Genomic DNA, 26299 nt, shown 5'->3' with positions numbered 1-26299 from the left:
TTACCCCCAATATTAGAATAGCTAAAGAAAAAAACCAAAACCATTAAAGGTTTTGGTTTAGGTTATTATTTAGTTTCTCTATGAAGAGTCATTTTCTTTTCACGAGAGCAATATTTTTTAAGTTCAAGACGTTCTGGATTGTTACGCTTGTTTTTCTTAGAAATATAGTTGCGCTCTCCGCAATCTGTACAAGCTAATGTAATATTAACGCGCATGGTTGTCCCTCCCACTCTTTGCCAGGATTAAATATAAAACTTGAGCATGATTTATACGACTAACCAATTATAGCACACAATTGAAGAAAATCTACAATATTATAGAAGAATTTGTTTAAAGTTTTTTCCATTATGGTAGTATAGATAGAAGATATTTAAATTTTGAGGTGAAAAAAAGTGGACTTATCATTTATAATTATGGCTCTCGGGGTACTTTTAATCGCAATTTCTTTCTTTGTTAAGGACACTTCTAAAAAAGTGGAAGCAGAAGTAGAGGACCTTTCTTTTACCGTCTACCAAGAAACAAGTGCACTTAAACGGCGAATGAAGGTAATTGAAGAAGAATTATTGATCGAACCTATCCATGCTGCCCCTAAAAAAAATCAAACGGTGGTAAAACCAATTGTACATGAAATAATAAAAAATCAAGTACTGGAATTACATAAGCAAGGATACTCCTTAAAGGAAATTAGCACTCGCTCCTCCCTTTCTGTAGAGGAAGTTAAATCAGTAATAGGTGGTTCTCAGGGATGAAAAAAACATCTATTCTTTTCTTAGGCATTGGCTTATTCCTTGCCGGCACCATGATTCAAATAGATCAACGGTTTTTCCAAGAAGATATAACTTCGACTGGTGTTGTTACGAACCAAGCATATGAGCAATCTCAAAAAGAGTTATCGAGTGTCAAAGAGCAGCTTGCTCAACTCCAACTAAACTTGGAAAATGCACAAAAAGAGCAACCAAATGAACCACATAAAGAAGAAAACAAACAACAAGCATCTTCTCCGCCTGTTCAGGGCTTTACTTTATCCATTACTTCTGGCATGACATCCTCTGATATTAGTTCTTTATTAGAGGAAGCTGGAATCATTCAAAACCAAATGGATTTACACGATTATATAGTAGATCAAAATTTGGCAGGACGAATCCAAATAGGGAATTATGAAGTTAACTCTTCCATGACTATCAAACAAATTACAGAGTTGATCACTAACTAAAGGGCAAGAATAAATACATCTAGAAAAGCTCCCTCCATTTTATCATTCAGTAAAATGGAGGGAGCTTTTTACACTTTATAACATATAGTTTCTGCTATATTCGTATGCTTTAATTGTTTAGCTCATAATGTCTTCCTTTAAGTAAGTATAAAAGACGCTCTGCCATGTTAGTTGCATGATCGGCAGACCTTTCGAGATATCGACAGACAAAGGATAGTTGTGTTACCTGACTCAATTGAGTGGGATCACTTACCCCTACTCCTAATAAAGTTTTAATTGTGTAGCCGTACATTTCATCGACCTCATCATCTAGCTTAGCGATTGCTTTAGCTTCTTCCATATCTTCTTTTATAAATGCTGTTAACGTTTGTTTTAACATAGCAATTGTTTTTACACGCATTTCATCTAACAAGTAAATGGGTGCAATATGTTCGTCTTTACCTATACGAATAGTTTCTTTTGCAATATTTACGGCATAGTCCCCTATACGCTCCATATCTGCAGCAATTTTCACTAAAACCATTAGCCTTCTTAAGTCTGTAGCCACTGGTTGCTGCTTTGCAATAAGTAAAATAACCCGATCATTAATTTCCTCTTCCATTCGGTTAATATGAACATCATTATTAATAATGGTTAATGCACCTTCAATATCATTTGCCAATAAATAATCCATTGCATGGTCAATTGTTTGTATAGCTGTGTTACTCATTTCAACCAATAGCTGCTGTACTTGTTTAAGCTCTTCATTAAATTTCTCTCTTCCTACCATAATGTTTTTCCCCTTTCGTTATCCAAAGCGGCCCGAAATATAATCCTCTGTACGTATATCCTCCGGGGTTGAAAAAATAACATTTGTTTGGTCAAATTCAATTATTTCGCCATTTAAGAAAAAAGCAGTTTTATCTGAAATCCTTGCTGCCTGCTGCATATTGTGTGTAACAATTATAATGGAATAATCCTTCTTTAGCTCGGCCATTAACTCTTCTACTTTTAAAGTAGAGATTGGGTCAAGCGCTGAAGTCGGTTCATCCATCAGAATTACATCAGGTTCAATTGCCAGACAACGTGCTATACAAATCCTTTGCTGTTGCCCACCAGAAAGGCTATAGGCATTTGCATTTAAACGATCTTTTACCTCATCCCAAATAGCTGCTCCGCGTAAGCTATTCTCCACAATTTCATCTAGTATTTTCTTGTTCCTAATCCCATGTATCCTAGGACCATACGCTATATTGTCATATATCGATTTTGGAAAAGGGTTTGGTTTCTGAAACACCATACCTACCTTTGTTCTTAATTCCTCTAAGGTATAGTCTGCTTTAAAAATACTTCTATTACGATAAGTTATTTCTCCAGAAATTTTTACTGTTGAGACTAATTCTACCATTCTGTTTAAAGTTTTAATATATGTAGATTTACCACAGCCTGATGGACCAATGATTGCGGTGACTTCGTTTTCATTTATTTGCAAATTTATATTTTTTAAAGCATGGTGTGCACCGTACCACAAATTTAAATCCTTTGTATCGTATACGATGTTAGTTGAGGTGGAATCTTGGGCAGTTCTTTTCTGTTTAGCATATACCATTGATGGGTCCTCCCTAGTATCGTTTTTGGAATTTGTTACGGATGAAAACTGCTATTGCATTCATAAACAGTAAGAAAATCATCAAAACTAATATTCCCGCTGCTGCAACATATTGAAAATCCACTTGTGGTCTTTTTGCCCAATCGTAAATTTGCATAGGAAGAGCTGTAAATTGGCTTAACGGTCCATCGGGTAAAAAATGTAAAATAACTGGTACACCTATAACAACTAACGGAGCTGTTTCACCGACAGCTCGAGACAATGCTAAAATTGTGCCAGTCAACACTCCGGGAATAGCTGAAGGAAGCACTATTTTAATAATTGTTTGCCATTTGGTTGCTCCCATTCCATAGGAAGCTTCCCGAACCTCCGATGGAACAGAGCGTATAGCTTCTTGAGATGCCACAATAATTACCGGTAAGATTAACAAGCTCATAGTAAAGCCTGCTGCTAATACACTATTCCCTAATGCCAATGCACGCACAAAAATAGTTAATCCTAACAATCCAAAAACAACGGATGGAACTCCCGCTAGATTAGATATATTCATCCTTATAAAATCATTCCATCTATTTTTCTTTGCATATTCCTCTAGATATATTGCTGTTCCAACTCCTAATATTAAGGAAACTGGAGCGACAACTCCCATCAACCAAATAGATCCCACCAATGCCGCTTTAATACCTGCTTTTTCTGGAAATCTGGAACCATAGTTTTGAAAAAATTCAGGTGTAATGTAACCCGCACCTTGCGAAATAATTCGGTAGAATAAAATACCCAAAGCTAATAAAGCAAATAATGTAGTTAATAGAAAAATAAATTTAAACACCATATTTATCGTCAGCCTACTAGTCATCCTTTTCACTACCGTCTCATGTTCTACGTATCTCATTTAATATTCCTCCCGAAATCTTTTCGATATAACATGAGCAAGATAGTTCATGAACAACGTAAATAAGAATAATGTAAAACCTACTGCATAGATCGAATAGTAAATGGTGGTTCCATAACCGGCATCACCAGAAGACACTTGGACAATGTAGGCCGTCATTGTTTGAATAGATTCTGTTACATCCCAGTCAAACTTTGGTGTTGAACCCCCTGCCAAAGAAACGATCATAGTTTCGCCGATTGCTCTAGACATGGCAAGCACAATAGAAGCAATAACTCCCGAAACTGCAGCAGGTAAGACGATCTTTAAAGCTACTTCTAATTTCGTTGAGCCAATTGCTACTGCGCCTTCTCTAATGGAGTTTGGTACGGATGACATGGCATCCTCCGACAATGAAACAATCATTGGTAAAATCATTATGCCAACGACAATTCCTGGACTCAAGGCATTAAATATTTTTAAATCAGGTATGATCTGTTGCAATAAAGGAGTGACAAAAGTTAATGCAAAAAAACCGTACACAATAGTAGGAATACCTGCTAATACTTCTAAAATAGGCTTAATAATTCTTCTTGTTTTATCACTTGCATATTCACTTAAATAAATTGCTGAACCAATACCAAATGGGACTGCAACAATCCCAGCTATAAAAGCCACCTTCAATGTTCCTACTATTAATGGCAGAATCCCAAACAGCTGCTCTGTATTTGCAAATGGATACCATTCCGTTCCAAATAAGAATTCTGTAATCGAAATACGGGAAAAGAAAATAATTGTTTCTACTACTAACGTTATTATTATTCCAAAAGTCGTAAGGACAGAGACAGATGCAATAAGCATGAGGATATATGGAATAATCTTTTCAATTTTTTTAGAGTTACCTGCGCGAGATTTTACGATTAGTTCTTGAATGGAAGTGCTCTCGGTTAGTCTTTTTACCACAGTAAATCCCCCTTTTCCAACGAAAGAAATGAGCAGCAGCAAGCTACTCATAAATCTTCCACATATAAATCTCTATTACTTAAGTGCCTCTAAGTCTGCAAGCCCTTTATTATAGTTTTCTTCAGGTAAACTAACATATCCAACCGCCTCTGCCATATCACCGGCATGTTCAATGGTAAATTTCATGAAATCATAGAAAGCTGGATTTTCTTTAATGGCACGATTGTTAGCGTAAACGAATAAGGGGCGTGACAACGGCGAATAATCTCCAGATTCGATTGTTTCGTTTGTAGGTTCAACACCGTTTACTTTAACTACCTTTAATGTCTCTTGGTTAGCTAGATAGTATGCATACCCAAAGAAACCAATCGCATTTTTGTCACCTTGTACTCCTTGCACAAGAACATTGTCATCTTCAGATAACGTTGCACTTTTAACCAAATCCGCTTCATCTAATATCACTTCATCAAAGTAGTCATATGTGCCAGAATCCGTGCCTGGGGAGTAGTATACAATCTCTTCCTCTGGCCACTCAGGGTTAATATCTGACCATTTTTTCTTTGTCCCATCTTCTATCCACATCTTTTGTAATTCTTCTATAGTTAAAGAATCTACCCAGTCATTTTCTTTATTTACTACTAGGGATAATCCGTCGTACGCAATTTGAAATTCTGAGAAGTCAATATTTGATTCTGCTAGCTTTTGCTTTTCTTCTTCTTTAATAGGGCGTGATGCATTAGAAAAATCAGTGTCACCAGCTATAAACTTTTCAAAACCTCCACCTGTTCCTGACACTCCCACGGTAACCTGTACTTCGGATTGTTCAGCTGCATACTCCTCTACCACTGCTTCTAAGATAGGCGCCACCGTGCTTGAGCCATCTCCAGAAACTTTCCCTTCCAAGACACCTTCTGCTTGGGGTTCACCCGCTTCTGATGAGCTAATATCGGATTCTGCCTCTGCTCCTTCTGTAGAATCTGATCCGCAAGCTCCCAGAACAAATGTCAATCCTGCCATAGTTGTTAATAAAAAGTATTTCCAGCTTTTCATCAGGTATTTCCCCCTAAAGTATATTTTCTGTCTTACAAGACTTACTTTAAAGTTTGTATATTGAGTGGGTATAAAGGAGATGTAAATAGTTTGTAAATTCAAATATTATAATGTTTACATCTATATTTTGGAGAGTCTATTGTTTGTAGATTTACTTTCTAACAATTCACAGATGAAAGGTTTCCTTCTTATAAAAAGTCACTGACGCAAAATACCACTTTGCTATTCTACAGCCTTCTGCTGAGCTTAGAGACTTCCTAGATCATGTTTTGTAAATGTTTAAATAAAAAAAGTGAAATTGCAAAGTCGCAATTTCACTTTTAATGCGGCAAGAGATTGAACTCTAGCCTCTTATTTATTGTTCATCGGTTGTATTTGTTTCTTCACCTTCATCAATTTGGTCATTTGTGAATGCCGGTTTGATAGGAGGTGTTGCCGTAGATTCGTTATTTTCTAACGTACTTTTCTTTTTCTGTATATTAAAGTAAGTATCTACAACCTCACGAGCCATTACACTCGTATAATTTGTTTTATAAGAGGATTCAGTGAATGCATGCGGTACAACAATCGCATAAGCAATTTCTGGGTTATCATAAGGTGCAAAACCTACATGAGTTAAATTAACTGTCCTAACTGATTCTTTCATCGTGTCATCCTTATAATATGACTGGGCCGTTCCTGTTTTACCTGCTGCTGTATAAGGTGCGTTACCAAAAGCTCTAGCACCTGTACCTTGCTTTCCAAAATAAACTCGTTGCATCCCTTTTCGAACATGATTGATCTCTTCCTGCGAATTATCTACCACATTTAAAACGGTCGGTTTAATTTCTTTTACTAACTTCCCTAGAGTGACTCCATCCTCTGATGGCTCACGAATTTCTTTTACGACATGCGGTTTAATGCGTTTACCACCGTTAGCAATAGTGGCAGTATATTGTGCTAACTGTAATGGCGTGTATGTATCATACTGACCAATACTTAAATCTAGTAATTTACCTGACTCTGTTTTACCGATAACACCAGTAGATTCTCCTGGTAAGTCTATGCCTGTTGGGACACCTAAGCCAAACTGAGCATACCCATTACGCATCTTCAAAAATGCATCTGCTCCAAAGCTAACCGGTTGATTTGGCTGATATGTCTTGCCGGCCAAAGCGTATGCTATTTTGAACATATACACGTTGGATGAGCGTTCTAAAGCTGTTAAATCGTTTAAGCGTATTCTTGAGCCTCTATTAAATACAGAGCTTTTTGGCGCTGAACCCTTAATACGAATAGGCTCATCTACCATATAATCCCCTACGCTAATTGCATTTTCTCTATAAGCTGTTAAAACAGTAGCAGGCTTAACAGTAGACCCAAGCTCATAGCCAGTTTTAAATGACCCATAGGCATAGTCTTGTACAGCCCATTTGCCATTCTCTTTTACTAGCCTTTTACCTACTAAAGATAAGACATCTCCCGTATATGGATCTAATATAACTAAGAATGCACTGTTTAAATAATCTGTTCCTGCATTATTATTTTTCATTTGAAGAAGCTGTCTTTCAATAATTCCTTCCATTTCTAGCTGAACTTGACTATCGATTGTCAATACGAGCTCATTTCCTGGCTTCCCATCATAAATGGTACTTACATCAATGACTCGACCTTTACCGTCTGTTATATTTTTTACTACCGTTTTTTGTCCTTGTAGTATTTCTTCATATTGTTGTTCGATATAAGAAGTTCCTACTCGATCATTACGAGTGTAGTCTCTAGATAAGAAATAATTTAGTCGCTCATTTGGAAGTCCTTTTTTAGGAGAGGATACGCTTCCTAATACTGCTAAGGTTGAGTTTTTTACACGTCTCCAGTCAGTTGTCGTGTTTACCCCGACCATATCTGGATCTCCCAGTCTCTCGGAAACTCTAGCAAATTCCTCAGCTGTAACCTCTTTTATGTCTCCTTCTTCCTTGTTCATTTCATCACCTTTAATAATTTGTGGTGATAAGGCATAGCCTGCAGCCATCTCTCGATAGATCGCAATAATTTCCTCTTCCTCGGGGGTAAAGGAATTGAGCTGTTCTTCAGTTAGCTTACTTCTTTGTAAACGGTCGATTGCTCTGTTCTTTTCGCTCGTCGTTAACTCTTCGTTAGATTCGATTTTATTTCGTTCTTTATCTGTCACGAGGTTTTTAGCTTCTTCTGCATTCTCTCTTAACCAATAGTCTTGACGATCACTTTTTGTAATATTGTCTGTATCCTTTTCAATTAACTTACTCAATTTCTTTGCAGTTTCTAACATATCCTCGGATTTCGTGGTCTGCATTTTTGTATAAGTTATAACCTTTTGTGGTTTATTATCGACTAGTATACGTCCTTCACTATCATATAATCGTCCTCTTGGAACGCTAGTGTTTACAGATGTCTCTTCCGTACTCTCCAGTTTTTTGACATACTCTTCCCCTTTTACAATTTGAAGATATCCTAGTCTTAGGATTAAAAGGGTGAACAAAAGAAATATGGAAAAGAAAAGAATGTTCATACGAAAAGTAATGTTTTTCCTTTGTTTTGCTTTTATACTTTGTGCACGTTTTTTTGAAATTTTTCGCATGATATCACCTACTTGTTAAATAATTTTCTTTACTTACAGTGTAACATAAAAAGCACACACTTTTAGACGAAAAAGTGTGTGCTAAGTTTCTTTTTATTTACTTTTTATAATAATAATTATTTTGCTGAAGCGTAACGTTTTGAAACTTCATCCCAGTTTACAACATTCCAGAAAGAAGAAATGTAATCAGGACGACGGTTTTGGTAATTTAAGTAGTAAGCATGCTCCCAAACATCTAATCCTAATAATGGAGTTTTACCTTCCATGATAGGTGAATCTTGGTTTGCAGTCGAAGAAATTTCTAACTCTCCGTTTGATACAGATAACCAAGCCCAGCCAGAACCAAAACGAGTTGTTGCTGCTTTAGCAAACTCTTCTTTGAAAGCATCAAAGCTACCGAATTTTGCATCAATTGCTTGAGCTAAATCTCCAGTTGGAGTACCACCACCATTTGGTGATAATAGTTGCCAGAATAATGAGTGGTTAGCGTGCCCACCACCATTGTTACGAACTGCTGTTTTAATGTCTTCTGGAAGAGCGTCAATATTAGCAATTAGTTCTTCTACTGATTTGTTTTCTAAATCAGCTTTACCAGCTACCGCATTGTTTAAGTTTGTTACATAAGTATTGTGGTGTTTCGTGTGATGAATGTTCATCGTTTCCTTGTCGATATGTGGTTCAAGTGCATCGTAAGCGTAAGGTAATTGTGGTAATTCGTATGCCATTATAGTTTCCTCCTAAAGAATAATATAGTAATTTTCTACCCATTTATTAGCGTATCAAAATATGATCAAACGTTCAATTAAAATAACCTATTATTGTTCTCCTACTTTTGACTGAGTTATACAAAGAGAACAAATACCACTAGCATTACAGTTAATATTACCACTTTAGCAATGGAAGAAGTTAAGAACCCGATTAAAGATCCTATACCAGATTTAATCGCATGTTTTAATCCTTCTCTTGTCACGATTAGCTCAGCTATTACAGCACCAAGGAATGGTCCAATTATGATACCAGCGACAGGAATAACAAAAGGTCCAATCAACAAGCCGATTGTACTGCCCCAAACTCCGGCCTTCGTTCCACCAAATTTTTTAACACCAAGCGCATTGGCAGCCATATCCGCTCCAAACAAAAGAATGACAAATAATATTTGTATTGTCCAGAACAGCCAAGTCAATTCAGTAAAAGAAAAGAACAATCCATACAAAATATAACCAAGTAGCATGAATACTACTGAAGGAATAATAGGATAAAAAGTACCGATATAAGCTATTACAAAACTTGCTATTATTAAAATCCAGCCAATAACCTCTATCATGTGCGTCTCCCCAATACGGCTTCTGCCACATTACAAGCATGGTCTCCGATTCGCTCTAAGTTACTTAAAATGTCGACGAACATTATACCTGCTTGACCTGAACATTTACCTTCGTTTACTCGTAGAATGTGATTTTTTCTAAATTGTCTTTCCATTTTATCTATAACATTCTCTTGTTCTGCTACTTCTTGTGCTAATTTTACATCATTAGTATTCAGAGCTTCTATTGCTTTTTCTACTGTTTTTATCGTTAACTCAAACATCTCAGAAACATCCTCTATTGCATCTGGAGTTAAAACTATTCGGTGAACTTCTTGGTATTCTATCAGTTCCAAAATGTTCTCAAAATGATCTCCAATTCTTTCAATATCCCGAACAGTATCCATTAGCATATTATGTCGGCTAGAATCTTGATCAGACAGCGGCTGCGAAGAAATTTTTACTAAGTAATCTGTAATTTTTTGATCTAAATTATTTAATGCGTCTTCTACTTGATAAGCCAAATCTGAATCACGCTTGCTCTTTGTTTTTAGGTAAGCATATGTTTTCTCTAATCCTTGTATACTTAGAGCTCCCATACGTAAAATTTCCTCTTTAGCCTGTCCGATAGCAATCGATGGTGATTGTTCGATAAAGTTAACATCTAAATGTTTAGGCTTATATTCTATGGAAACATCGTCTCCAGGTATTAACTTAGTGACAAGATACGCCCAAGCCCCAATCAGTGGAAACTGTATAATTGTATTTGCTACGTTAAAGGAACCGTGAGCAAAAGCTATTTGCATTTTGCTTTCTAAATCTAGCACTCCAGAAATCCATTCTATATAAAGAGTGAATGGGACCAATAAGATTAAGAAAATCACTGAGCCAACTACGTTAAATAATACATGGGTTGCCGCCGCTCTCTTTGCAGCAACAGATGCACCTAAAGACGCTAGTATTGCTGTAATAGTAGTTCCTATGTTATCTCCAAATAATACTGGTAATGACCCTTTTAAAGATAAAAGATCTTCTGCATATAGTCCTTGTAATATAGCAACAGTTGCACTGGAGCTTTGTACTATTAACGTAAAAATTGTTCCTGCCAATAAACCAAGGAATGAATGATCACTCATTGCGAGAGTGAAATCAGTAAATGCTTCTAACTCTCTTAAAGGCTTCATACCGCCACTCATTAGTTCAAGTCCGAGGAATAATCCACCAAATCCAAATATAACTTCCCCTACATTTTGTACAATATGTTTCTTAAAAAAGAAAATTAAAAAAGCTCCTACTGCCATAATTGGAAGTGCATAGCCTCCCACATCAAAACCGATAATAAAAGCAGTTATTGTAGTTCCTATATTTGCTCCCATTATTACACCAATAGCCTGACGCAGTTTCATAAACCCTGCACTTACTAGACCTACTGTAATTACAGTTGTCCCAGAACTAGATTGAATTAATACAGTTACAATGATTCCGACTAAAACTCCCATAAAAGGATTAGTAGTATAACGATCTAAAATATCCCTTAGTCGATCCCCCGCCGCTTTCTGCAACCCATCACCCATATACTTAATAGCGAACAAGAATATACCCAGTCCTCCAAAAAATTCAAACAACATTTGCTGCCAGTTCAATTCCACGATAACCTTCAGCCCCATTTCGACAAATTAATTCAACTTCTATTATGGTTAAATTATTAAGGTGATGTAAACACTTACTCACTATTCTTTACAATATCTTAACAAAGTAAAATTAAATTTACTTTGGTTACTTCATTCTGATGATGATAATATAGAATAGAAAGGGTGAAATTTATGAATTTATTTCAGCTATTTAAAGCAAGCCTACATAGCCCTAAAAAAATTGCTGCATTTCGACTTATTCCAATCGGAAAGGTAATGCAATACGTCTTTATCTACGTATTTTTCATGACTGCAATCTCCTTTTTCGGATTTATAAACGGTATTTCAGAACAACAACAAAATGTAGAAGGACTAATCGAATACTTTTCCGATATTCAATGGTTAATCTATCCCTTTGCATTTCTATTTTTATTTGTTTTAAATACTATGTTTATATTTGTCCGTATTAGTATCTTTGCCTATTTAGGTACCCTAATACTTCTCCTTTTAAAACGACGTGGAGAATATCGACACCTTTGGAGAACTACGCTGTTTGCTAGCACGGTGCCTATGGTCATTTCTATTGTCGTTGCAATCCTGCAATGGTCTAACGATTGGATTCAGCTAGGAATCTATGCTGTTACCTTTGTCTATTTATATATTTCTTTAAAATATTATCCTATAAAGAAATAGCATAATGTCCCCTCCTCCGACATAGAGTTGGTTAGGGGGGATTTTTTTATGAAACTATTTATAGCAACCATTATACTTTTTATATCGTTTTATATTATTAAGGTAGATTTGTTTGAAGGAACAATCCCATTAGCTTATTCAAGTGAAGTCTCAATAGAAGAATGTATGGAATCTCCAGAATATATAGTTGCTGAGATTATGCCCGGAGAAACAATCTATTCGTTGTTTGCCATTTACCCAACTAGTGAAGAAATTTCTTTTACTAAACGATTAAATGATTTTTACGAGCTTAATCCACACTTAAAAAAGCAATCATTTCATGTCGGAGAAAAAGTACTTTTACCTGTTTATACATCACAATCAAACTGTAAAAAAGAAAATTAGAGGTTTCTTCCTTGTCAATTCGTTTGAAAGACTGATAAAATGGTGGATAGTGACGGCATAAAGCCTCAAGAAGGAGAGAATTTCATGAGTGAAATAATTCATCGTTCCAAAACTCGTCCTGTACGAGTTGGAAACTTAACTATAGGTGGCAGTAACGAACTTTTTATTCAAAGTATGACAACAACTAAAACACATGATGTGGAAGCAACCGTAGCGGAAATATTACGTTTAGAGGAAGCTGGTTGTCAGGTTGTTCGTGTAGCTTGTCCAGATGAACGTGCTGCTTATTCGATCGGCGAGATAAAAAAACGTATTAATATTCCATTAGTAGTGGATATACATTTTGATTATAAATTAGCACTAATTGCAATCGAGCAAGGTGCCGATAAAATTCGTATTAACCCAGGTAACATTGGCCGTAAAGAAAAAGTAGAAGCTGTAGTTAATGCAGCTAAAGCAAAAGGTATTCCAATTCGTATTGGAGTTAATGCAGGTTCATTAGAGAAAAAAATCTTAGAGAAATATGGCTATCCTACTGCAGACGGTATGGTAGAAAGTGCTCTACACCATATTAAAATCCTAGAAGACTTGGATTTTCATGATATTATCGTTTCGATGAAGGCTTCTGATGTTAATCTTGCAGTCGAAGCATATCGTAAGGCTTCTGAAGCATTTGACTATCCGTTACACTTAGGGATTACTGAGTCAGGAACTTTGTTCGCTGGATCTATTAAGAGTGCTGCCGGCCTAGGAACACTCTTAGCCATGGGTATCGGAAACACATTACGTGTATCGTTAAGTGCAGACCCAGTGGAGGAAGTAAAAGTAGCTCGTGAGCTGCTAAAAGTATTTGGTCTTTCTTCTAATGCGGCTACATTAATTTCTTGCCCTACATGTGGACGTATTGAAATAGACTTAATTTCTATTGCAAATGAAGTGGAAGAGTATATCTCCCATATTAAAGCACCTATTAAAGTAGCAGTACTAGGCTGTGCAGTAAACGGCCCTGGAGAAGCTCGTGAAGCTGATATCGGAATTGCTGGTGCACGTGGCGAAGGTCTATTGTTCCGTAAAGGAAAAATAGTTCGCAAAGTGCCAGAGGAAACTATGGTAGATGAACTGAAGATTGAAATTGATAAAATCGCAGCTGAATATTTTGCGAAACAAGAGTTAGAAAAGCAACAAAAGGAAATTGAAGCTCAACAAGCTTAAGGAGAGATATAAATGACGAATGTACGTTTCGGCATTGATATAGATGGGACAGTAACTTGCCCTACTTCTTTGCTACCTCATATAAATGAAGCATTTAAATGCAACTTGCAATTAGAGGATATTAAAGAATATGACTTAACCAAAGCTTTTGAAGTAGACCAAAAGGAATTTTATGAATGGTTTAAATCCTCTGAGCCAGTCATTTACGCTACATCCCCTATCCAGGCTGATGCGAAAGCTGTTTTATCAGCATGGAAGGAAAAGTATGAGCTATACTTCATCTCAGCTCGTGGAGAAAACGTGATGGATGTAACGCTAAACTGGTTTAAAGAGCAAGAGCTCCTATATGACCATATCGAATTGATTGGTACGCATAACAAAATTGAAACTGCAAGAAAGCATGGGGTTCATGTATTTTTCGAAGACAAGCATGACAATGCTGTTGAAATAAATGAAGAGCTAGATATACCTGTATTATTGTTCAATACCCCATATAACCAGCAGCCAGCTCCTAAGGGAGTCATTCGAGTGAATAACTGGATTGAGGCTAACAATTGGATTGAAAAGGAATTTTCGATGACAATTAAATAAAAAGTTGAAGGGGTAACCTGTTAAGGGTTACCTCCTTTTTTTAGATATAAACCAACTTCATGACTTTGCATAAGATTGCAGAATGTTAATGGCTACAAAAAGCAAAACATTAACCAAAACAAATGAAAAGAGGAATTACGAATGGACATTATTATATTTGGAGCTAGCGGTGGAGTAGGTAAACATTTTACTAAATTGGCATTAGACAACGGTCATTCTGTCACTGCTTATATTCGTACACCTTCCAAGCTAGAGATTAATCACGAGAATCTAACTATTATTCAAGGAGATGCTTTTGACAAGCAAGCTGTCGAAGCTGCTATAAACGGAAAAGATGCCGTTGTTTCGTGTTTAGGCTCCACAACCGGGATGAAAAAATCAACGCAACTAGAGAATATGATGAAAAATGTAGTTGATGGAATGGTAGCAAATAATGTAAGCCGCATTGTTTATACTGCTTCGGCAGGTGTAGAAAATGAAATACCTGGATTAATGGGCAAGATGATGATGAAGATGCTTGGTAACGTGTTAGCCGATCATAAGAATGCGATTGAATATATCAAATCCAATAATTTAACGTATACGATTGTAAGACCTATGGGACTAACGGACAAAGCATTTACTGGGAATTACAAAGAGTCTGCTACAAGCGTTCCTAGTTCCGGAAAATCAATTTCAAGAGCAGATGTAGCTGATTTTATCTACAAGGCGTTAACGGACAGCTCGTATGAAAATACTTCTGTAGGAATTAGCAGCTAATATATATTTTAGCATAAGTAACTCTTTTTAAAGATTTGCCCGTCGACTCCTGGGAAATAGACCGAGCTGAAAGCCTAAGCAGGAGCAAAGCGACGAGGAGATTGATGTCGTGCCAAGCAGATAGCGACCTGTAAAGGAAAACAACTACAGGAATGCAAATAGAAGCCCCGAAAACTTTACTAGGTCGTAGAGTTTTCGAGGCTTTTTATGTGGAGGATAGTTTTGTCCAAACCTCATTTTGTTAGCGCTCTGCCTAACAGATTAAATGTTTAATGACACTCTGGACAGTTGCCGTAAATCTCGAACTTGTGATTTTCAATTTCATATCCTGGAATCGAATTTTGGAGCGTTTCCATCGGGCAATAATTAATTTCTTTAATGTTGCCACATCTTAAGCAAATAAAGTGATGGTGATGATGGTCTACTTCACATTGCATACGAAAGTTCTTTTCGCCGGCAAGCTCTGTTTCTTCTAAAATACCAAGCTCAACAAAAGTGCTAAGATTACGGTAAATAGTATCATAGCTCATGCCTGGATGCTCCTCCATCATGACGTCTAATATATCTCTAGCAGTAATATACTTGGTTGTTTTAGAAAAAATATCAAGAATTTGTTCTCGCTTGTCTGTTTTTTTAAAACCCTCTTTTTTAAGAATATCCCATGCTTTATCTATATTCACGTTGCCACCGCTCCCTTTCTACCCATCTTTTTAACAAAAATAGCTCCAAGTAAAATGACAATAGATGTAACTACAATGGTACCTCCCGGGGCTAAATCAAGGTAAAATGCACTTACTAATCCAATAAGGACAGCTAGCTCACCAAATACTACTGAAAGAATGAGCGCCTGTTTGAAGCTTTTTGACAATCTCATAGCAGCTGCTACAGGTAAGGTCATTAAAGAGGAAACAAGTAAGATCCCCACAATTCGCATAGAGGCAGCTATTACTAGAGCTGTGACGATCATAAATAGCATATGAATCCATTTAGCAGGAAGGCCAGATGCCTTTGCATACTCTTCATCAAAGGATAGTACAAATAGTTCTTTAAACAATAATCCTAAAAACAAGAAGACAACCGCTGCTATACAAATAACTATCCAAAGATCTTGTCTACTAACAGCAGACACCGATCCAAATAAATAACTAAACAAGTCAGAGCTGAAACCTTCGGCTAAGGAGATAAATATTGCACCAAAGCCTAAACCTGCTGACATAATTATTGGAATCGCTAATTCTTCATAGTGTTTATATAAACGACGAAGCCTCTCTATAAAAAGAGAACCAGTAACAGAAGCCACAATGCCTAAATATAATGGGTTTAGTAGCGCAAGTGCTCCTACAGATTGACTAAGGTAAAGACTGCCTGCTATTCCGGCAAGGGTTACGTGACTCAGTGCATCAGCGATTAAGGATAATCTTCTGACAACAATAAACACACCTAATAATGGAGCAATAATTCCAATAATCAACCCGGAAGCAAATGCATTTTGTAAAAACTCATATTGAAAAATAGACTCTATCATGACTGTACCTCACCCTGGTGTTCTACTTTACGGACCGAATGACCGTACCACGACTCTAATTGTTCCTCGCTCATCGATTCCATATCTTTTTTAAAGCCATGAAAATGAATTCTCTGATTTAGGCAAGCTACATGGCTAATACTTGTTGATACTGCGTCCACATCATGTGTAACTAATACGATGGAAATGTTATGTTCACGATTTAAGTGTACTAACATATTATAAAATGAACGAACATTTTTACTATCAATTCCAACGGTAGGCTCGTCTAGTATTAACACTTTTGGATTACTTATCAAAGCCCTTGCGATAAATACGCGCTGTTGCTGGCCTCCAGAAAGCTCTCCAATATTTTTTTGAGCGAAGTCTTCCATTCCTACTGCTTTTAACGCTTGACGAACTTGTATTTTAACATCATCCGGAAAACGCTTAAACAGACCTATTTGTTTAACCACTCCACTTCTAACGACTTCACTTACGGTTGCTGGAAAGCCAGTATTGAACGAATTGGACTTTTGGGAAACATATCCGATCCATTCTCTTTCCTTAAACTGATTAGCTGGCTTCCCAAAGAGAAGTACATTCCCGTTTGATGGCTTCAATAAGCCCAACATTATCTTTAATAAGGTTGATTTCCCAGAGCCATTGGGACCGATAATAGCTAGAAAATCGCCTTCCTTAATAACTAAATTTATATCGATTAAGGCTTGTGTTTGTTCATACTTGTATGAAATATTATGTAATTGAATTAATGGTAAGGCCAATTTATTTCCTCTATTCTAATTAAGAATGATTACGATTTACAAAATAAAAGTATAGAGGATAAATCGTATAGTGTAAATAAAAATGCTTGAAAGGATGTTCTAGTGGATATTGCTAAGTTTATTATTCAGCTACAAACCTGTTCAAAAAAAGAGTTTAAGAAAATACTCAAAGGGTTTGATGTGAAATTATCAGATAAAGAAATAGAGGGCGTCTACCCCTTACTGCAAGAAATATCTATTACTTGGTTGGTATTAGGTGTACCTAATGCTATTCAGCAAAAACTTATAAGCATTTTAGGAGAAAAACGTGCAATTGCTTTATATGAGCAATTGAAAGAAAAAGGCCCCTCTTCTTTTCAATGAAAAGAGAGGGTCCTAAATTGATTATATTTAAACAGTTAGTAGTTCTAATGCATTTGGGTCAAACATTTTCGAGCGTAGCATCTCAATCTCCATTTTATATGGAGCTTTCTTTGATTTGGCATCCACACCAACGAAAGGAGTCTCTAAAATTTTTGGGATATTTATCAGCTGTGGATGATGCACTACATATTGCAATGCCTCAAAGCCAATTTCCCCAAACCCTATGTTTTCATGACGATCTTTAGCTGCTCCACAAATATTTTTACTATCATTGATGTGTAGAACTTTTAATCGGTCAATTCCAACCAAATGATCAAAATGATTTAAGACGCCATCAAAATCGTTTACAACATCATATCCGGCATCATGTATATGACACGTATCCATACAAACCGACAAGCGATCATTATTTTTCACACCATCAAAAATTTGTGCAAGCTCTTCAAAAGTCTTACCACATTCAGAGCCTTTTCCTGCCATTGTTTCTAAAGCAATTTGGACAGGATAATCAGAGCTTAATACTTCGTTTAAGCCTTCGATAATCTTTTGTATACCAGCATCAGCTCCAGCACCAACATGTGCACCAGGATGCAATACGATTTGTGTAGCTCCTATAGCTGCAGTGCGCTCTACCTCTTTTTGTAGAAAGTCTACACCTAAAGCAAACGTTTCTGGCTTCGTTGTATTGCCCAAATTAATAATATAAGGTGCATGAACGACAATATTATTTATGCCGTTTTCCTTCATGTGCGCAAGGCCAGCTTCAATGTTTAACTCATCTATTGGTTTTCTGCGCGTATTCTGTGGTGCACCCGTATAAATCATAAATGTATTGGCACCATACGACGCTGCCTCTTTACTAGAAGCTAGCAACATTTCTTTTCCACTCATGGAAACATGTGATCCTAGTAGCATGGAAGTTCCCCCTTATTTCTTACGGTTTTTGATGCGACGTTCTCTTTTCTTAACTTTATCCATTTCCCATTTCATGTTTCGTTTATATCCTGGTTTAACCTTTTTAGGCTTTCTAACCAACGCTTTTGCTTTTGCATCTATCTCATTTTCGACTTTAGTTCTATTTTTTCTAGCATGTCTCTCTTTCAATTCAGACCATTCGCCATTACTTACATCTTTATGCTCAAATGTAATCCCCATCTTTTCAATACGGTTTAAAGCATCTTCATCAGATGGTTCAAATAAGGTAATAGCTGTTCCAGTTAGTCCTGCGCGGGCAGTTCTACCAACTCGGTGAATGAAAAATTCAAGGTCATCGGGTATTTCGTAATTAATGACATGGCTTACTCCTGGAATATCGATTCCACGAGCTGCTAAGTCAGTAGCCACAATGTATTGATATTCTAATTCGTGTATTTGCTTCATCACTCGTTTACGATCACGTGGAGAAACATCTCCGTGAACAACGCCAACTTTTATGCCGTTTCCTTGTAAATAGTGTGCTACTTCATCCGCATTCTGTTTCGTATTAGCAAAGATAATCGCTAAATAAGGATTAATACCTTCAATAACGTCTAATAATCTTTTTTTACGAGACTTACTACGTACAGGGACAACAGTAAAGTCAATTCCATCAGCGACCGGACGTTTGTCACCTATTTTAATATGCACAGGTGAATCCATGTATTTCTTAAGGAATGGTTGTAGTTTTTCTGGTATGGTCGCAGAGAATACGAACATTTCTAATTCATCTGGCATTTTTGATGCAAACTGATCGATTTCATTGATAAAACCTAAATCAAATGCAAGATCGGCTTCATCCACCACTAATATTTTTGCGGTATGAACTAAAAGTGCCTGCTCAACTGTTAAATCACGAAGTCGACCTGGAGTACCAACGACTATTTGAGGCTGTGTCTTTAACTTTTCGATTGAACGAGCTTTGTCAGTTCCTCCGATAAATAGCTTAGTTTGGATTTCAGTACCTTCCACTAATTTGTTCAACTCTTTATATATTTGAGTTGCGAGCTCTCTAGTCGGAGAAGTAATTATTGCTTGAACTGCTTGCTTACTAGCATCAATTTTTTCAACAATTGGTATTAAGAAACTATGTGTTTTCCCAGTTCCTGTATGCGCTTGACCAATTGCACTTTTACCTTTCAAGACAAGTGGAATCATTTCTTTTTGGATTGGTGTTGGTTCTTGGAAGCCTAATTTATTTATAGCTTCTAGTAAAAACGGTTGAAAATTATAATCTGTATATTTGGACATTTTAGTCCCTCCCTATCATACCTATATTGTAACATGATTTGTACATAAAACCGATAATTTGCATAGAATAGAATAGTCTGTTTGTTCGAAAGGAGATGAGAAATAAATTGCGCTATGAATCATTTTATCCATTTGCTCAGAGAAGAAATAATTTCTCTAATTTTGGCAATCCAAATTCTTTCCAAAACACGCCCCCTCCTCCACCCAATTTCAATCAAGCACCAAGTGGGCAAGCGAGTGGACCAATTTCAAATTTTATAAGACAATTCCAAAGTAATGGTGGTTCTGCAAATCCTGTTCCTACTCCACCAATTGGTGGATTTAACCAAGGAGGTCCACCGGTTCCGAATGATTTTGGTCAAGGCCCTCCACGTGCAGGAGGATTTAGTCCAGGAGGCCCGCCTAATTTCAGTCCTGGGCCGCAAGGGTTCGCTCAAGGTGCCGCTACAGCAGGTGCCGCAGCTACAGCGGGTGCGGCAGCAGCAAGTGCTGGAGGATTAAGCAGTAAAACCATGTCTTATTTGCAAACTGCTGATAAGTTTATAAATACTGCACAACAAATCACACCGATGGTTAAACAATGGGCTCCAATGCTTCAAAATGTACCTGCTCTTTTAAGACTTTACCGTGGATTCTCTGCAGCCCCTGCTGCAGGTGCCGCAGCTAGCGCAGCAACTACAGCGGCTACCGCGGCTACCGCTACTACAGCAGCTTCAGCGGCGGCTCCAGCTGTTGCCCGAGCAGCTAGTACCGTAGCATCTACTGGCGGTGTCTCTTTACCGCGAATTTTCCAGCCACCATTTTAATATTTTGTAATCATCTCTTTCCTCCGCTATAATATGAGTATGCTCGTATTGAAGGGAGTTTCTTAAAGATGATTGTACAAAAAATTTCGCCTAGAGGATATTGTTATGGTGTGGTGGATGCAATGGTTATTGCAAGGAATGCAGCAATGGATTCATCTCTTCCACGTCCAATTTATATATTAGGAATGATTGTTCACAATAAACATGTAACAGATGCATTTGAGCAGGATGGTATTATTACTTTAGATGGAGAAAATCGCTTAGATATTCTATCAAAGGTCGATACAGGAACGGTCATTTTTACAGCGCATGGAGTTTCACCAGAGGTAAAGGAATTAGCTCGCAAAAAAGGATTAGTTTCCATTGATGCCACATGCCCTGATGTTACCGTTACCCATGATTTAATAAAAGAAAAAACAGCAGAAGGCTATGATATTATTTATATCGGAAAAAAAGGGCATCCTGAACCTGAAGGAGCAATCGGGGTTGCCCCAACTAAAGTCCATCTTGTTCAAACAAATGAGGATATTGAAAGTCTTTCCCTTTCTAATACAAAATTATTAGTCACAAATCAAACTACTATGTCACAATGGGACGTTGTTCATCTCATGGAAAAGCTGAAAGAAAAGTTTCCTCACATTGAGGTACACAAAGAAATTTGTCTTGCCACTCAAGTTAGACAAGAAGCGGTTGCGGAGCAAGCAGGAGAAGCTGAGCTACTAATTGTTGTTGGTGATCCAATGAGTAATAACTCTAATAGACTTACACAAGTTTCAGAGGAAATTGCTGGCACTCCATCTTACCGAGTCGGCGATATATCTGATCTTAAATTAGAATGGCTAGACAATGTTAACCATGTAGCAGTGACTGCCGGAGCTTCCACACCAACACCGATTGTTAAGGAAGTCATCCAGTTTTTAGAGAAATACGATCCAAATGATCCTACAACTCATGATACAACAAAAAAAGTACTTCCCGAGAAAATTCTACCTAAGATTAAAGTTCCTAAACCAGTTACTAAAATAGAGCCTTATACAGTTAACTAACAAAGTAACTTAATTATGTAGAGGTCGATATAGAAGATACTCTAAAATAAGCTTCGAAAATTTACTAATAGTAAAATTTTCGAAGCTTTATTTTTTTGGTAGAATAGCACGTTATAGTCAAATAAGTTTAAAAGGTTCTGTAGATATCTTAGAAGCGATGAATTCACAGTCCAGTTTTTTATTTAGGCACTCCGCTTGCATATATTTTGCAACGCCAATTTTCATAATTTGTTCGATATGGTGGCCAGGATCAATAACAGCAAGTCCCATCGCTAATGCATCTTGTGCAATATGAAAATATAAGTCCCCGGTTATAAAAACATCTGCCCCTGCCCTTTTAGCAATCGAAATATATTTGTTACCATCTCCGCCTAGTACTGCCACCTTTTGAACGGGTTTATCAAGCGGTCCAACTACTCGAACAAAAGGTACGTTTAGCAATGATTTAACGGTATTTGCATAATCCGCCAAAGAAACTTTCTTTGGTAATAACCCTATTCTTCCAAGCCCCATTTCGTTGACCTGAGTATCCAAACTCATCAAATTGTATGCAGGCTCTTCATAGGGATGATTATTTAACAGGGCTCTTAATACTTTGTTTTTCTTAGATTCAGGTAATACTACCTCTATTTTTTCCTCTTTTACAACCGCTAACTCATTTGGCTTCCCGATATAAGGCTCTGCACTTTCCTCAGGCTTAAACCGGCCTTCTCCAGAGGTTGTAAAGCTACAGCTATTATAATCCCCTATATTACCTGCTCCAGCCTCTGCTAGAGCCTTTCTAACGGTTTCAGTAGCTTCTTTAGGAGTAAATACTTCAAGCTTCATTAAGTTTTCGGAGGTAGTTGGTTCTAATATAGAAATATTCTCTAGCTTCAGTGCTTCAGCTAATAGATCATTAACCCCTCCAGTAGCTATATCCAAATTCGTATGAGCAGCGTATACAGCAATATCATGCTTAATCAGTTTTTCAAACAGACGTCCTTGTGGCATATCTGTACGTATATTCTTAAGCTTACTGTAAATAGGAGGATGATGAGCAATGATTAGCTGACACCCTTGCTCAATTGCTTCATCAACCACTTCGTCGTTCACATCTAATGTCACAAGCACCTTCGTAACCAGCTTATCTAATCTACCGATTTGAAGACCTACCGAATCTCCCTCTACCGCTAAGGAGCGTGGTGCCCATTCTTCAAAGATAGAAATAAGATGTTGTCCATTGGTTTGCTTCATGTTTACAACAGCTCCTTCACTAACGAGATTTTATTCTCTATTTCCTCTACTTTTTGTAAAACTTCCGGAGATGGTGGAATATTTTTTAATTGAGTCAGTATTCTTTCCCATTCTTTCATTTCAACTGACCATTTTTTCTGAAATACACTTGTACAGCTTTGCATTAAAATTGGTCCTAATAAAAGCTCCTGTTCAGTAAGCACCATTTTTCCTTTTTTAAGTACAATTACTTCATAAATTTTGGAATGCTCCTCCAAAATTGTTTCTTGATCAATATTCCAGCCTTCTTTAATCGCCCATTCTCTAATTGCTTTTGCGTGAATGTTCGGTTGAAGAATGAGCGTGTGAACGTTAGTAAGTTTATGCTTACCTGCTTCTAGTATGGAAGCAATTAACGGACCACCCATCCCAGCAATTGTAACGGTGCCCACTTGGTCCTCGTCTTCAATCACTTGCAGACCGTCGCCAAAACGCACTTCAATTTGCTTATCCAGGCCTTCACTTTTCACTTGTTTCACTGCAGATTCAAATGGTCCCTTTACTACCTCTCCAGCAATTGCTTTAGAGATTATGGATTGGTGGACCAAGTAACATGGAAGATAAGCATGGTCACTTCCTATATCCGCTAAAATTGTATCCTGTTCGACAAAGGATGCCACAGTTTTCAGTCTATCTGATAAGTTTTTCGCATTCATTCTATACACCTCACCATTATTATAACAAAAATAAAAAAAGACCTCGATTCTTAGAAAGAATCTAGAGGTCTTTTCTTAAAATCTTATTCACCTAGAGATTTGACCCAAGCAGCCATTTCATCCAGGTTTGCTTCTGGTACTAAACCACCAGGCATTGAACCTTTACCATTAGCTAAAATGTCTTTAATTTCATCTTCAGACAATGCTGTACCCACTAATGATGGCCCCATTCCGCCTTCATAAGTGTTACCGTGACAGCTGATACATTTTCCTTGAGCAAGTGCTTCAGGATCGAATTCACCAGCAGTAGCTTCTTCTCCACCTTCAGCAGATTCTCCGCCTTCAGCAGCTTCATGTTCAGCCGTAATTTCTGCTTTATTACCTACTCCATCGATAGATAGGAAGAAAATTAAACCGATACCAAATGCCATAATAAGTATAAATGGGATAATTGGATTCTTTTGCATAGTTAACCCTCCTTCTTTTATACATTCTTTTCTAATATAGAATTAGTCAACACTCATATTGTACTCCATTGTGTCGAAAACGAAAAGTGTTATTGAAGAAAGTTTTATAGCTTTGTGACAAAATCGACATATTTTTAATGTTTAACAACCAATATGTCTAGCTATTACCATTCGTTGCACCTCGGAAGTACCTTCTCCAATTTCAAGAAGTTTCGCATCTCTCATATAGCGTTCTACTTCATATTCTTTCATATATCCATATCCGCCATGAAGCTGAATCGCTTGATCAGCAACCTCCATTGCAATTTCAGAAGCATATAGTTTACACATAGATGCCTCTTTACCAAACGGTCGTCCTTGGTCCTTTAACCAAGCAGCTTTATGCACCATCGTTCTTGCTAATTCAATCTTCATTGCCATATCTGCTAGTTTAAACTGTGTAATTTGAAACTCTGATAATGTTTTTCCAAACTGTTTACGTTCCTTGGAATATTGGAGAGCTCGGTCAAATGCAGCTTGAGCAATCCCTACTGCCATTGCACCTATTCCTATTCTTCCACCGTCTAACGTAACAAGAAATTGTCTGAAACCATTTCCTCGTTTACCTAATAAGTTTTCTTGAGGTACTCTAACATTTTCTATCACTAATTCAGTCGTGTTAGAGGCATTTAACCCCATTTTTTCATAGTTATCAATTACTGTAAAACCATCTGCATCAGTTGGAACTATAATAGCAGAAATCTCTTTTTTACCATCTGACATACCTGTAATAGCAGTCAGTGCAAGATGTTTTGCATAACTAGCGTTTGTAATAAACGCCTTGCTTCCATTTATAACAAAATCATTACCTTCTTCTTTTGCAGTTGTTTGAGTTCCCCCAGCATCTGATCCAGCATTTGGCTCCGTTAATCCAAAAGCACCTAAAGATTCTCCTGTACAAATTGGAACTAAGTACTTTTGTTTTTGTTCTTCTGTTCCGAACAAGCTTAGCGGTGCTCCGCCTAGTGATATATGAGCTGAATAGGTAATACCAGTTGATGCACAGGCACGACTCAATTCTTCAGTCACAATAGCAAAGCTAACTGTATCAGCTCCTGCTCCACCATACTCCTCTGAAAACGGTAAGCCCATCATCCCCATGTCGGCTAACTGTTTAAAGATTTCTTTTGGAAATTCCTTCGTTTTGTCTCGCTCAATTGCTCCGGGAGCTACAACCTCACTAGCAAACTCTCGAATCGTTTTACGAATCATTTGGTGTTCCTGCGTTAAATCAAAATTCATTTTATTCCATCCCCTTTGTAAATAAAAACGCTTACTTTTTTATTATACAAAAGATTATGTAAATAATCATATTAAAACGAATTTGAATCTATTTTTCTTTATTAATCTTTTAATTCCAATAGAGAAATATAAAATCTACATACATTTAAAGAAAGTACATCCACTCCTGTCAGAAGCTTTCTATGGAGCACTCTCTAAGCCATTATCCACCGCTTATGCGCATGTGTAGGTTCATTAACTCAAAAAAAAAGAAATTCCACTGGTCACGTGAAATTTCAATCATTAAAAATTGTATTCTATGTAAAAAATGTAATAGAGATGTATATAAATATCAATAATAGTCCCACAATACCAGAAATAGTAAAATAAATTAGCTTCAAACGTAAGCCAGAAAATAACCATAATATGCAGTTAACTGCAATCATAATTACTAATGTAGTAGGCTCCGTTATGAAAAAAGCTTCCCATATTTTAAAAGTAATTCCTAATAGTAATAACGCAGAAAATACTAATAGTAAGGGTGATAAGATTGAACTTTGACTAAACTTTTTAATAGATATGTACGTAAAAACTAGAATTGCAATTCCCGATAAAATAATAGGTATTATAATGGCCGTTGTTATGAAAACTAGTGAGCCTAAAAGTGCGAGCGTAATGAGACTTATAATAGAAGTAGTCGAGATTACTTTCAGCTTCGACTTTTTCGCTTCCTTTGCTAGTATACCTTCGTTGGTTCCTTTAGTTCCCTCTCCTTCCCCTTGAGCATAAAGAGCTGTAAGAAAATCACAGTAATGCTCGGGAAGTAGCTTATTTTGCTTCCAAAAAGCAATTTCATTCAATATTACTTTTTTTCGTTGAATAGACATATCCATCCTCTTTTCCCTATATCTCTTTATACTAATCTTTTCGGCTAGTTTCAAGTGCATTTTTACGAACACTTTGAAATAAAAGAAAAGTGAGATGGGTAATCCCACTTTTCAGAAGAAAAAAGGCACTAAAAAAAACTGTAAAAAAGACACCCTTTATCAGGATGTCT

General features: G+C 36.9%; 30 protein-coding genes. 10 read left to right on the top strand and 20 right to left on the bottom strand.

Annotation, left to right across the window (positions count from 1 at the left end):
• Positions 1 to 65: 65 nt before the first annotated feature.
• Positions 66 to 215: a 50S ribosomal protein L33 gene (gene rpmG / locus MKY09_RS08210; RefSeq protein ID WP_053588882.1), complete on the bottom strand. Its 150-nt coding sequence runs from the start codon at positions 213 to 215 to the stop codon at positions 66 to 68.
• Positions 216 to 392: 177 nt separating this feature from the next.
• Here rpmG and MKY09_RS08205 point away from each other — a divergent pair, with 177 nt between their 5' ends.
• Both MKY09_RS08205 and MKY09_RS08200 read left to right on the top strand, forming a co-directional pair.
• Positions 393 to 749 (top strand): hypothetical protein, encoded by a 357-nt coding sequence (locus MKY09_RS08205; protein ID WP_342568044.1) that lies wholly within the window; start codon positions 393 to 395, stop codon positions 747 to 749.
• Positions 746 to 1213: a hypothetical protein gene (locus MKY09_RS08200; RefSeq protein ID WP_342568043.1), complete on the top strand. Its 468-nt coding sequence runs from the start codon at positions 746 to 748 to the stop codon at positions 1211 to 1213. The genes MKY09_RS08205 and MKY09_RS08200 overlap by 4 nt, the downstream gene beginning before the upstream one ends.
• 109 nt (positions 1214 to 1322) lie before the next feature.
• Here MKY09_RS08200 and phoU read toward each other — a convergent pair whose 3' ends face one another.
• From phoU to MKY09_RS08155, 9 genes are all read right to left on the bottom strand, one after another.
• Entirely contained in the window at positions 1323 to 1982 is a 660-nt protein-coding gene (phoU, locus tag MKY09_RS08195; protein ID WP_251555551.1) for a phosphate signaling complex protein PhoU, read from the bottom strand.
• An 18-nt stretch (positions 1983 to 2000) separates the two neighbouring features.
• The gene (gene pstB, locus MKY09_RS08190; protein WP_342568042.1) at positions 2001 to 2801 is read right to left on the bottom strand and encodes a phosphate ABC transporter ATP-binding protein PstB; all 801 of its coding nucleotides are present in this window, start codon (positions 2799 to 2801) and stop codon (positions 2001 to 2003) included.
• Positions 2802 to 2814: 13 nt separating this feature from the next.
• Entirely contained in the window at positions 2815 to 3693 is an 879-nt protein-coding gene (pstA, locus tag MKY09_RS08185; protein ID WP_342568041.1) for a phosphate ABC transporter permease PstA, read from the bottom strand.
• Positions 3694 to 4686 (bottom strand): phosphate ABC transporter permease subunit PstC, encoded by a 993-nt coding sequence (gene pstC, locus MKY09_RS08180; RefSeq protein WP_342568040.1) that lies wholly within the window; start codon positions 4684 to 4686, stop codon positions 3694 to 3696. It lies immediately after the preceding gene.
• 24 nt (positions 4687 to 4710) lie between these two features.
• A complete protein-coding gene (locus MKY09_RS08175) occupies positions 4711 to 5685 on the bottom strand; it encodes a PstS family phosphate ABC transporter substrate-binding protein (protein WP_342568039.1) in 975 nt (324 codons plus the stop codon).
• A 355-nt stretch (positions 5686 to 6040) separates the two neighbouring features.
• Entirely contained in the window at positions 6041 to 8281 is a 2241-nt protein-coding gene (locus tag MKY09_RS08170; RefSeq protein ID WP_342568038.1) for a penicillin-binding protein 2, read from the bottom strand.
• A 116-nt stretch (positions 8282 to 8397) separates the two neighbouring features.
• Entirely contained in the window at positions 8398 to 9006 is a 609-nt protein-coding gene (locus tag MKY09_RS08165; protein WP_169358095.1) for a superoxide dismutase, read from the bottom strand.
• Between the two features lie 116 nt (positions 9007 to 9122).
• Entirely contained in the window at positions 9123 to 9602 is a 480-nt protein-coding gene (locus tag MKY09_RS08160; RefSeq protein WP_342568223.1) for a DUF456 family protein, read from the bottom strand.
• Positions 9602 to 11233, bottom strand: coding sequence for a Na/Pi cotransporter family protein (locus MKY09_RS08155; protein WP_342568037.1), 1632 nt, complete (start codon positions 11231 to 11233; stop codon positions 9602 to 9604). The genes MKY09_RS08160 and MKY09_RS08155 overlap by 1 nt, the downstream gene beginning before the upstream one ends.
• 174 nt (positions 11234 to 11407) lie before the next feature.
• On the opposite strand from MKY09_RS08155, the gene MKY09_RS08150 reads away from it, so the two are divergent.
• The 5 genes from MKY09_RS08150 (at position 11408) to MKY09_RS08130 (ending at position 14854) form a co-directional block, all read left to right on the top strand.
• Entirely contained in the window at positions 11408 to 11908 is a 501-nt protein-coding gene (locus MKY09_RS08150) for a DUF1189 family protein (protein ID WP_342568036.1), read from the top strand.
• Between the two features lie 48 nt (positions 11909 to 11956).
• Positions 11957 to 12292 (top strand): hypothetical protein, encoded by a 336-nt coding sequence (locus tag MKY09_RS08145; RefSeq protein WP_342568035.1) that lies wholly within the window; start codon positions 11957 to 11959, stop codon positions 12290 to 12292.
• 93 nt (positions 12293 to 12385) lie between these two features.
• A complete protein-coding gene (gene ispG, locus MKY09_RS08140; RefSeq protein ID WP_342568222.1) occupies positions 12386 to 13504 on the top strand; it encodes a flavodoxin-dependent (E)-4-hydroxy-3-methylbut-2-enyl-diphosphate synthase in 1119 nt (372 codons plus the stop codon).
• 12 nt (positions 13505 to 13516) lie between these two features.
• Positions 13517 to 14095 carry a hypothetical protein gene (locus tag MKY09_RS08135; RefSeq protein WP_169358090.1) on the top strand — a complete coding sequence of 193 codons (579 nt, stop codon included), beginning with the start codon at positions 13517 to 13519 and terminating at the stop codon, positions 14093 to 14095.
• 141 nt (positions 14096 to 14236) lie between these two features.
• Positions 14237 to 14854, top strand: a complete 618-nt coding sequence (locus MKY09_RS08130) for an NAD(P)-binding oxidoreductase (RefSeq protein WP_251555561.1) — start codon at positions 14237 to 14239, stop codon at positions 14852 to 14854.
• Positions 14855 to 15123: 269 nt separating this feature from the next.
• Here MKY09_RS08130 and MKY09_RS08125 read toward each other — a convergent pair whose 3' ends face one another.
• The 3 genes from MKY09_RS08125 to MKY09_RS08115 are packed head-to-tail and all read right to left on the bottom strand — an operon-like array spanning position 15124 to position 17143.
• Positions 15124 to 15534, bottom strand: a complete 411-nt coding sequence (locus tag MKY09_RS08125) for a Fur family transcriptional regulator (RefSeq protein WP_342568034.1) — start codon at positions 15532 to 15534, stop codon at positions 15124 to 15126.
• A complete protein-coding gene (locus tag MKY09_RS08120; protein WP_342568033.1) occupies positions 15531 to 16379 on the bottom strand; it encodes a metal ABC transporter permease in 849 nt (282 codons plus the stop codon). Before MKY09_RS08120 ends, MKY09_RS08125 begins: the two co-directional genes overlap by 4 nt.
• The gene (locus MKY09_RS08115; RefSeq protein ID WP_169358086.1) at positions 16376 to 17143 is read right to left on the bottom strand and encodes a metal ABC transporter ATP-binding protein; all 768 of its coding nucleotides are present in this window, start codon (positions 17141 to 17143) and stop codon (positions 16376 to 16378) included. The genes MKY09_RS08120 and MKY09_RS08115 overlap by 4 nt, the downstream gene beginning before the upstream one ends.
• A 102-nt stretch (positions 17144 to 17245) precedes the next feature.
• Between MKY09_RS08115 and MKY09_RS08110 the strand changes: the two genes are divergently transcribed.
• Complete coding sequence (locus MKY09_RS08110) at positions 17246 to 17506, top strand: hypothetical protein (protein ID WP_169358085.1); 261 nt, start codon at positions 17246 to 17248, stop codon at positions 17504 to 17506.
• 27 nt (positions 17507 to 17533) lie between these two features.
• Here the strand turns inward: MKY09_RS08110 and MKY09_RS08105 are convergent, their stop codons facing one another.
• A complete protein-coding gene (locus MKY09_RS08105) occupies positions 17534 to 18421 on the bottom strand; it encodes a deoxyribonuclease IV (protein ID WP_342568032.1) in 888 nt (295 codons plus the stop codon).
• Between the two features lie 12 nt (positions 18422 to 18433).
• Entirely contained in the window at positions 18434 to 19732 is a 1299-nt protein-coding gene (locus tag MKY09_RS08100; RefSeq protein WP_342568031.1) for a DEAD/DEAH box helicase, read from the bottom strand.
• A 107-nt stretch (positions 19733 to 19839) separates the two neighbouring features.
• On the opposite strand from MKY09_RS08100, the gene vrrA reads away from it, so the two are divergent.
• A complete protein-coding gene (gene vrrA, locus MKY09_RS08095) occupies positions 19840 to 20538 on the top strand; it encodes a VrrA/YqfQ family protein (RefSeq protein ID WP_342568030.1) in 699 nt (232 codons plus the stop codon).
• Between the two features lie 68 nt (positions 20539 to 20606).
• Entirely contained in the window at positions 20607 to 21584 is a 978-nt protein-coding gene (locus MKY09_RS08090) for a 4-hydroxy-3-methylbut-2-enyl diphosphate reductase (RefSeq protein ID WP_169358081.1), read from the top strand.
• A gap of 117 nt (positions 21585 to 21701) precedes the next feature.
• On the opposite strand, the gene MKY09_RS08085 is transcribed toward MKY09_RS08090, so the two are convergent.
• From MKY09_RS08085 to MKY09_RS08065, 5 genes are all read right to left on the bottom strand, one after another.
• On the bottom strand, positions 21702 to 22820 hold the full coding sequence (locus tag MKY09_RS08085; RefSeq protein ID WP_342568029.1) for a Nif3-like dinuclear metal center hexameric protein: 1119 nt from the start codon (positions 22818 to 22820) through the stop codon (positions 21702 to 21704).
• A 2-nt stretch (positions 22821 to 22822) separates the two neighbouring features.
• Positions 22823 to 23515 (bottom strand): tRNA (adenine(22)-N(1))-methyltransferase TrmK, encoded by a 693-nt coding sequence (locus tag MKY09_RS08080; protein ID WP_342568028.1) that lies wholly within the window; start codon positions 23513 to 23515, stop codon positions 22823 to 22825.
• 83 nt (positions 23516 to 23598) lie between these two features.
• Entirely contained in the window at positions 23599 to 23982 is a 384-nt protein-coding gene (gene cccA, locus MKY09_RS08075) for a cytochrome c550 (RefSeq protein WP_169358078.1), read from the bottom strand.
• A gap of 141 nt (positions 23983 to 24123) precedes the next feature.
• Positions 24124 to 25263, bottom strand: coding sequence for an acyl-CoA dehydrogenase family protein (locus MKY09_RS08070; RefSeq protein WP_169358077.1), 1140 nt, complete (start codon positions 25261 to 25263; stop codon positions 24124 to 24126).
• 296 nt (positions 25264 to 25559) lie between these two features.
• Positions 25560 to 26129, bottom strand: a complete 570-nt coding sequence (locus MKY09_RS08065) for a hypothetical protein (RefSeq protein WP_342568027.1) — start codon at positions 26127 to 26129, stop codon at positions 25560 to 25562.
• Positions 26130 to 26299 lie beyond the last annotated feature (170 nt).

Origin of the sequence: Psychrobacillus sp. FSL K6-4046 (genome assembly GCF_038624605.1) — a bacterium.
GTDB lineage: Bacteria > Bacillota > Bacilli > Bacillales_A > Planococcaceae > Psychrobacillus.
Note: the sequence above shows the minus strand (reverse complement) of the source record. Positions and strands in the feature narration are given on the sequence as shown.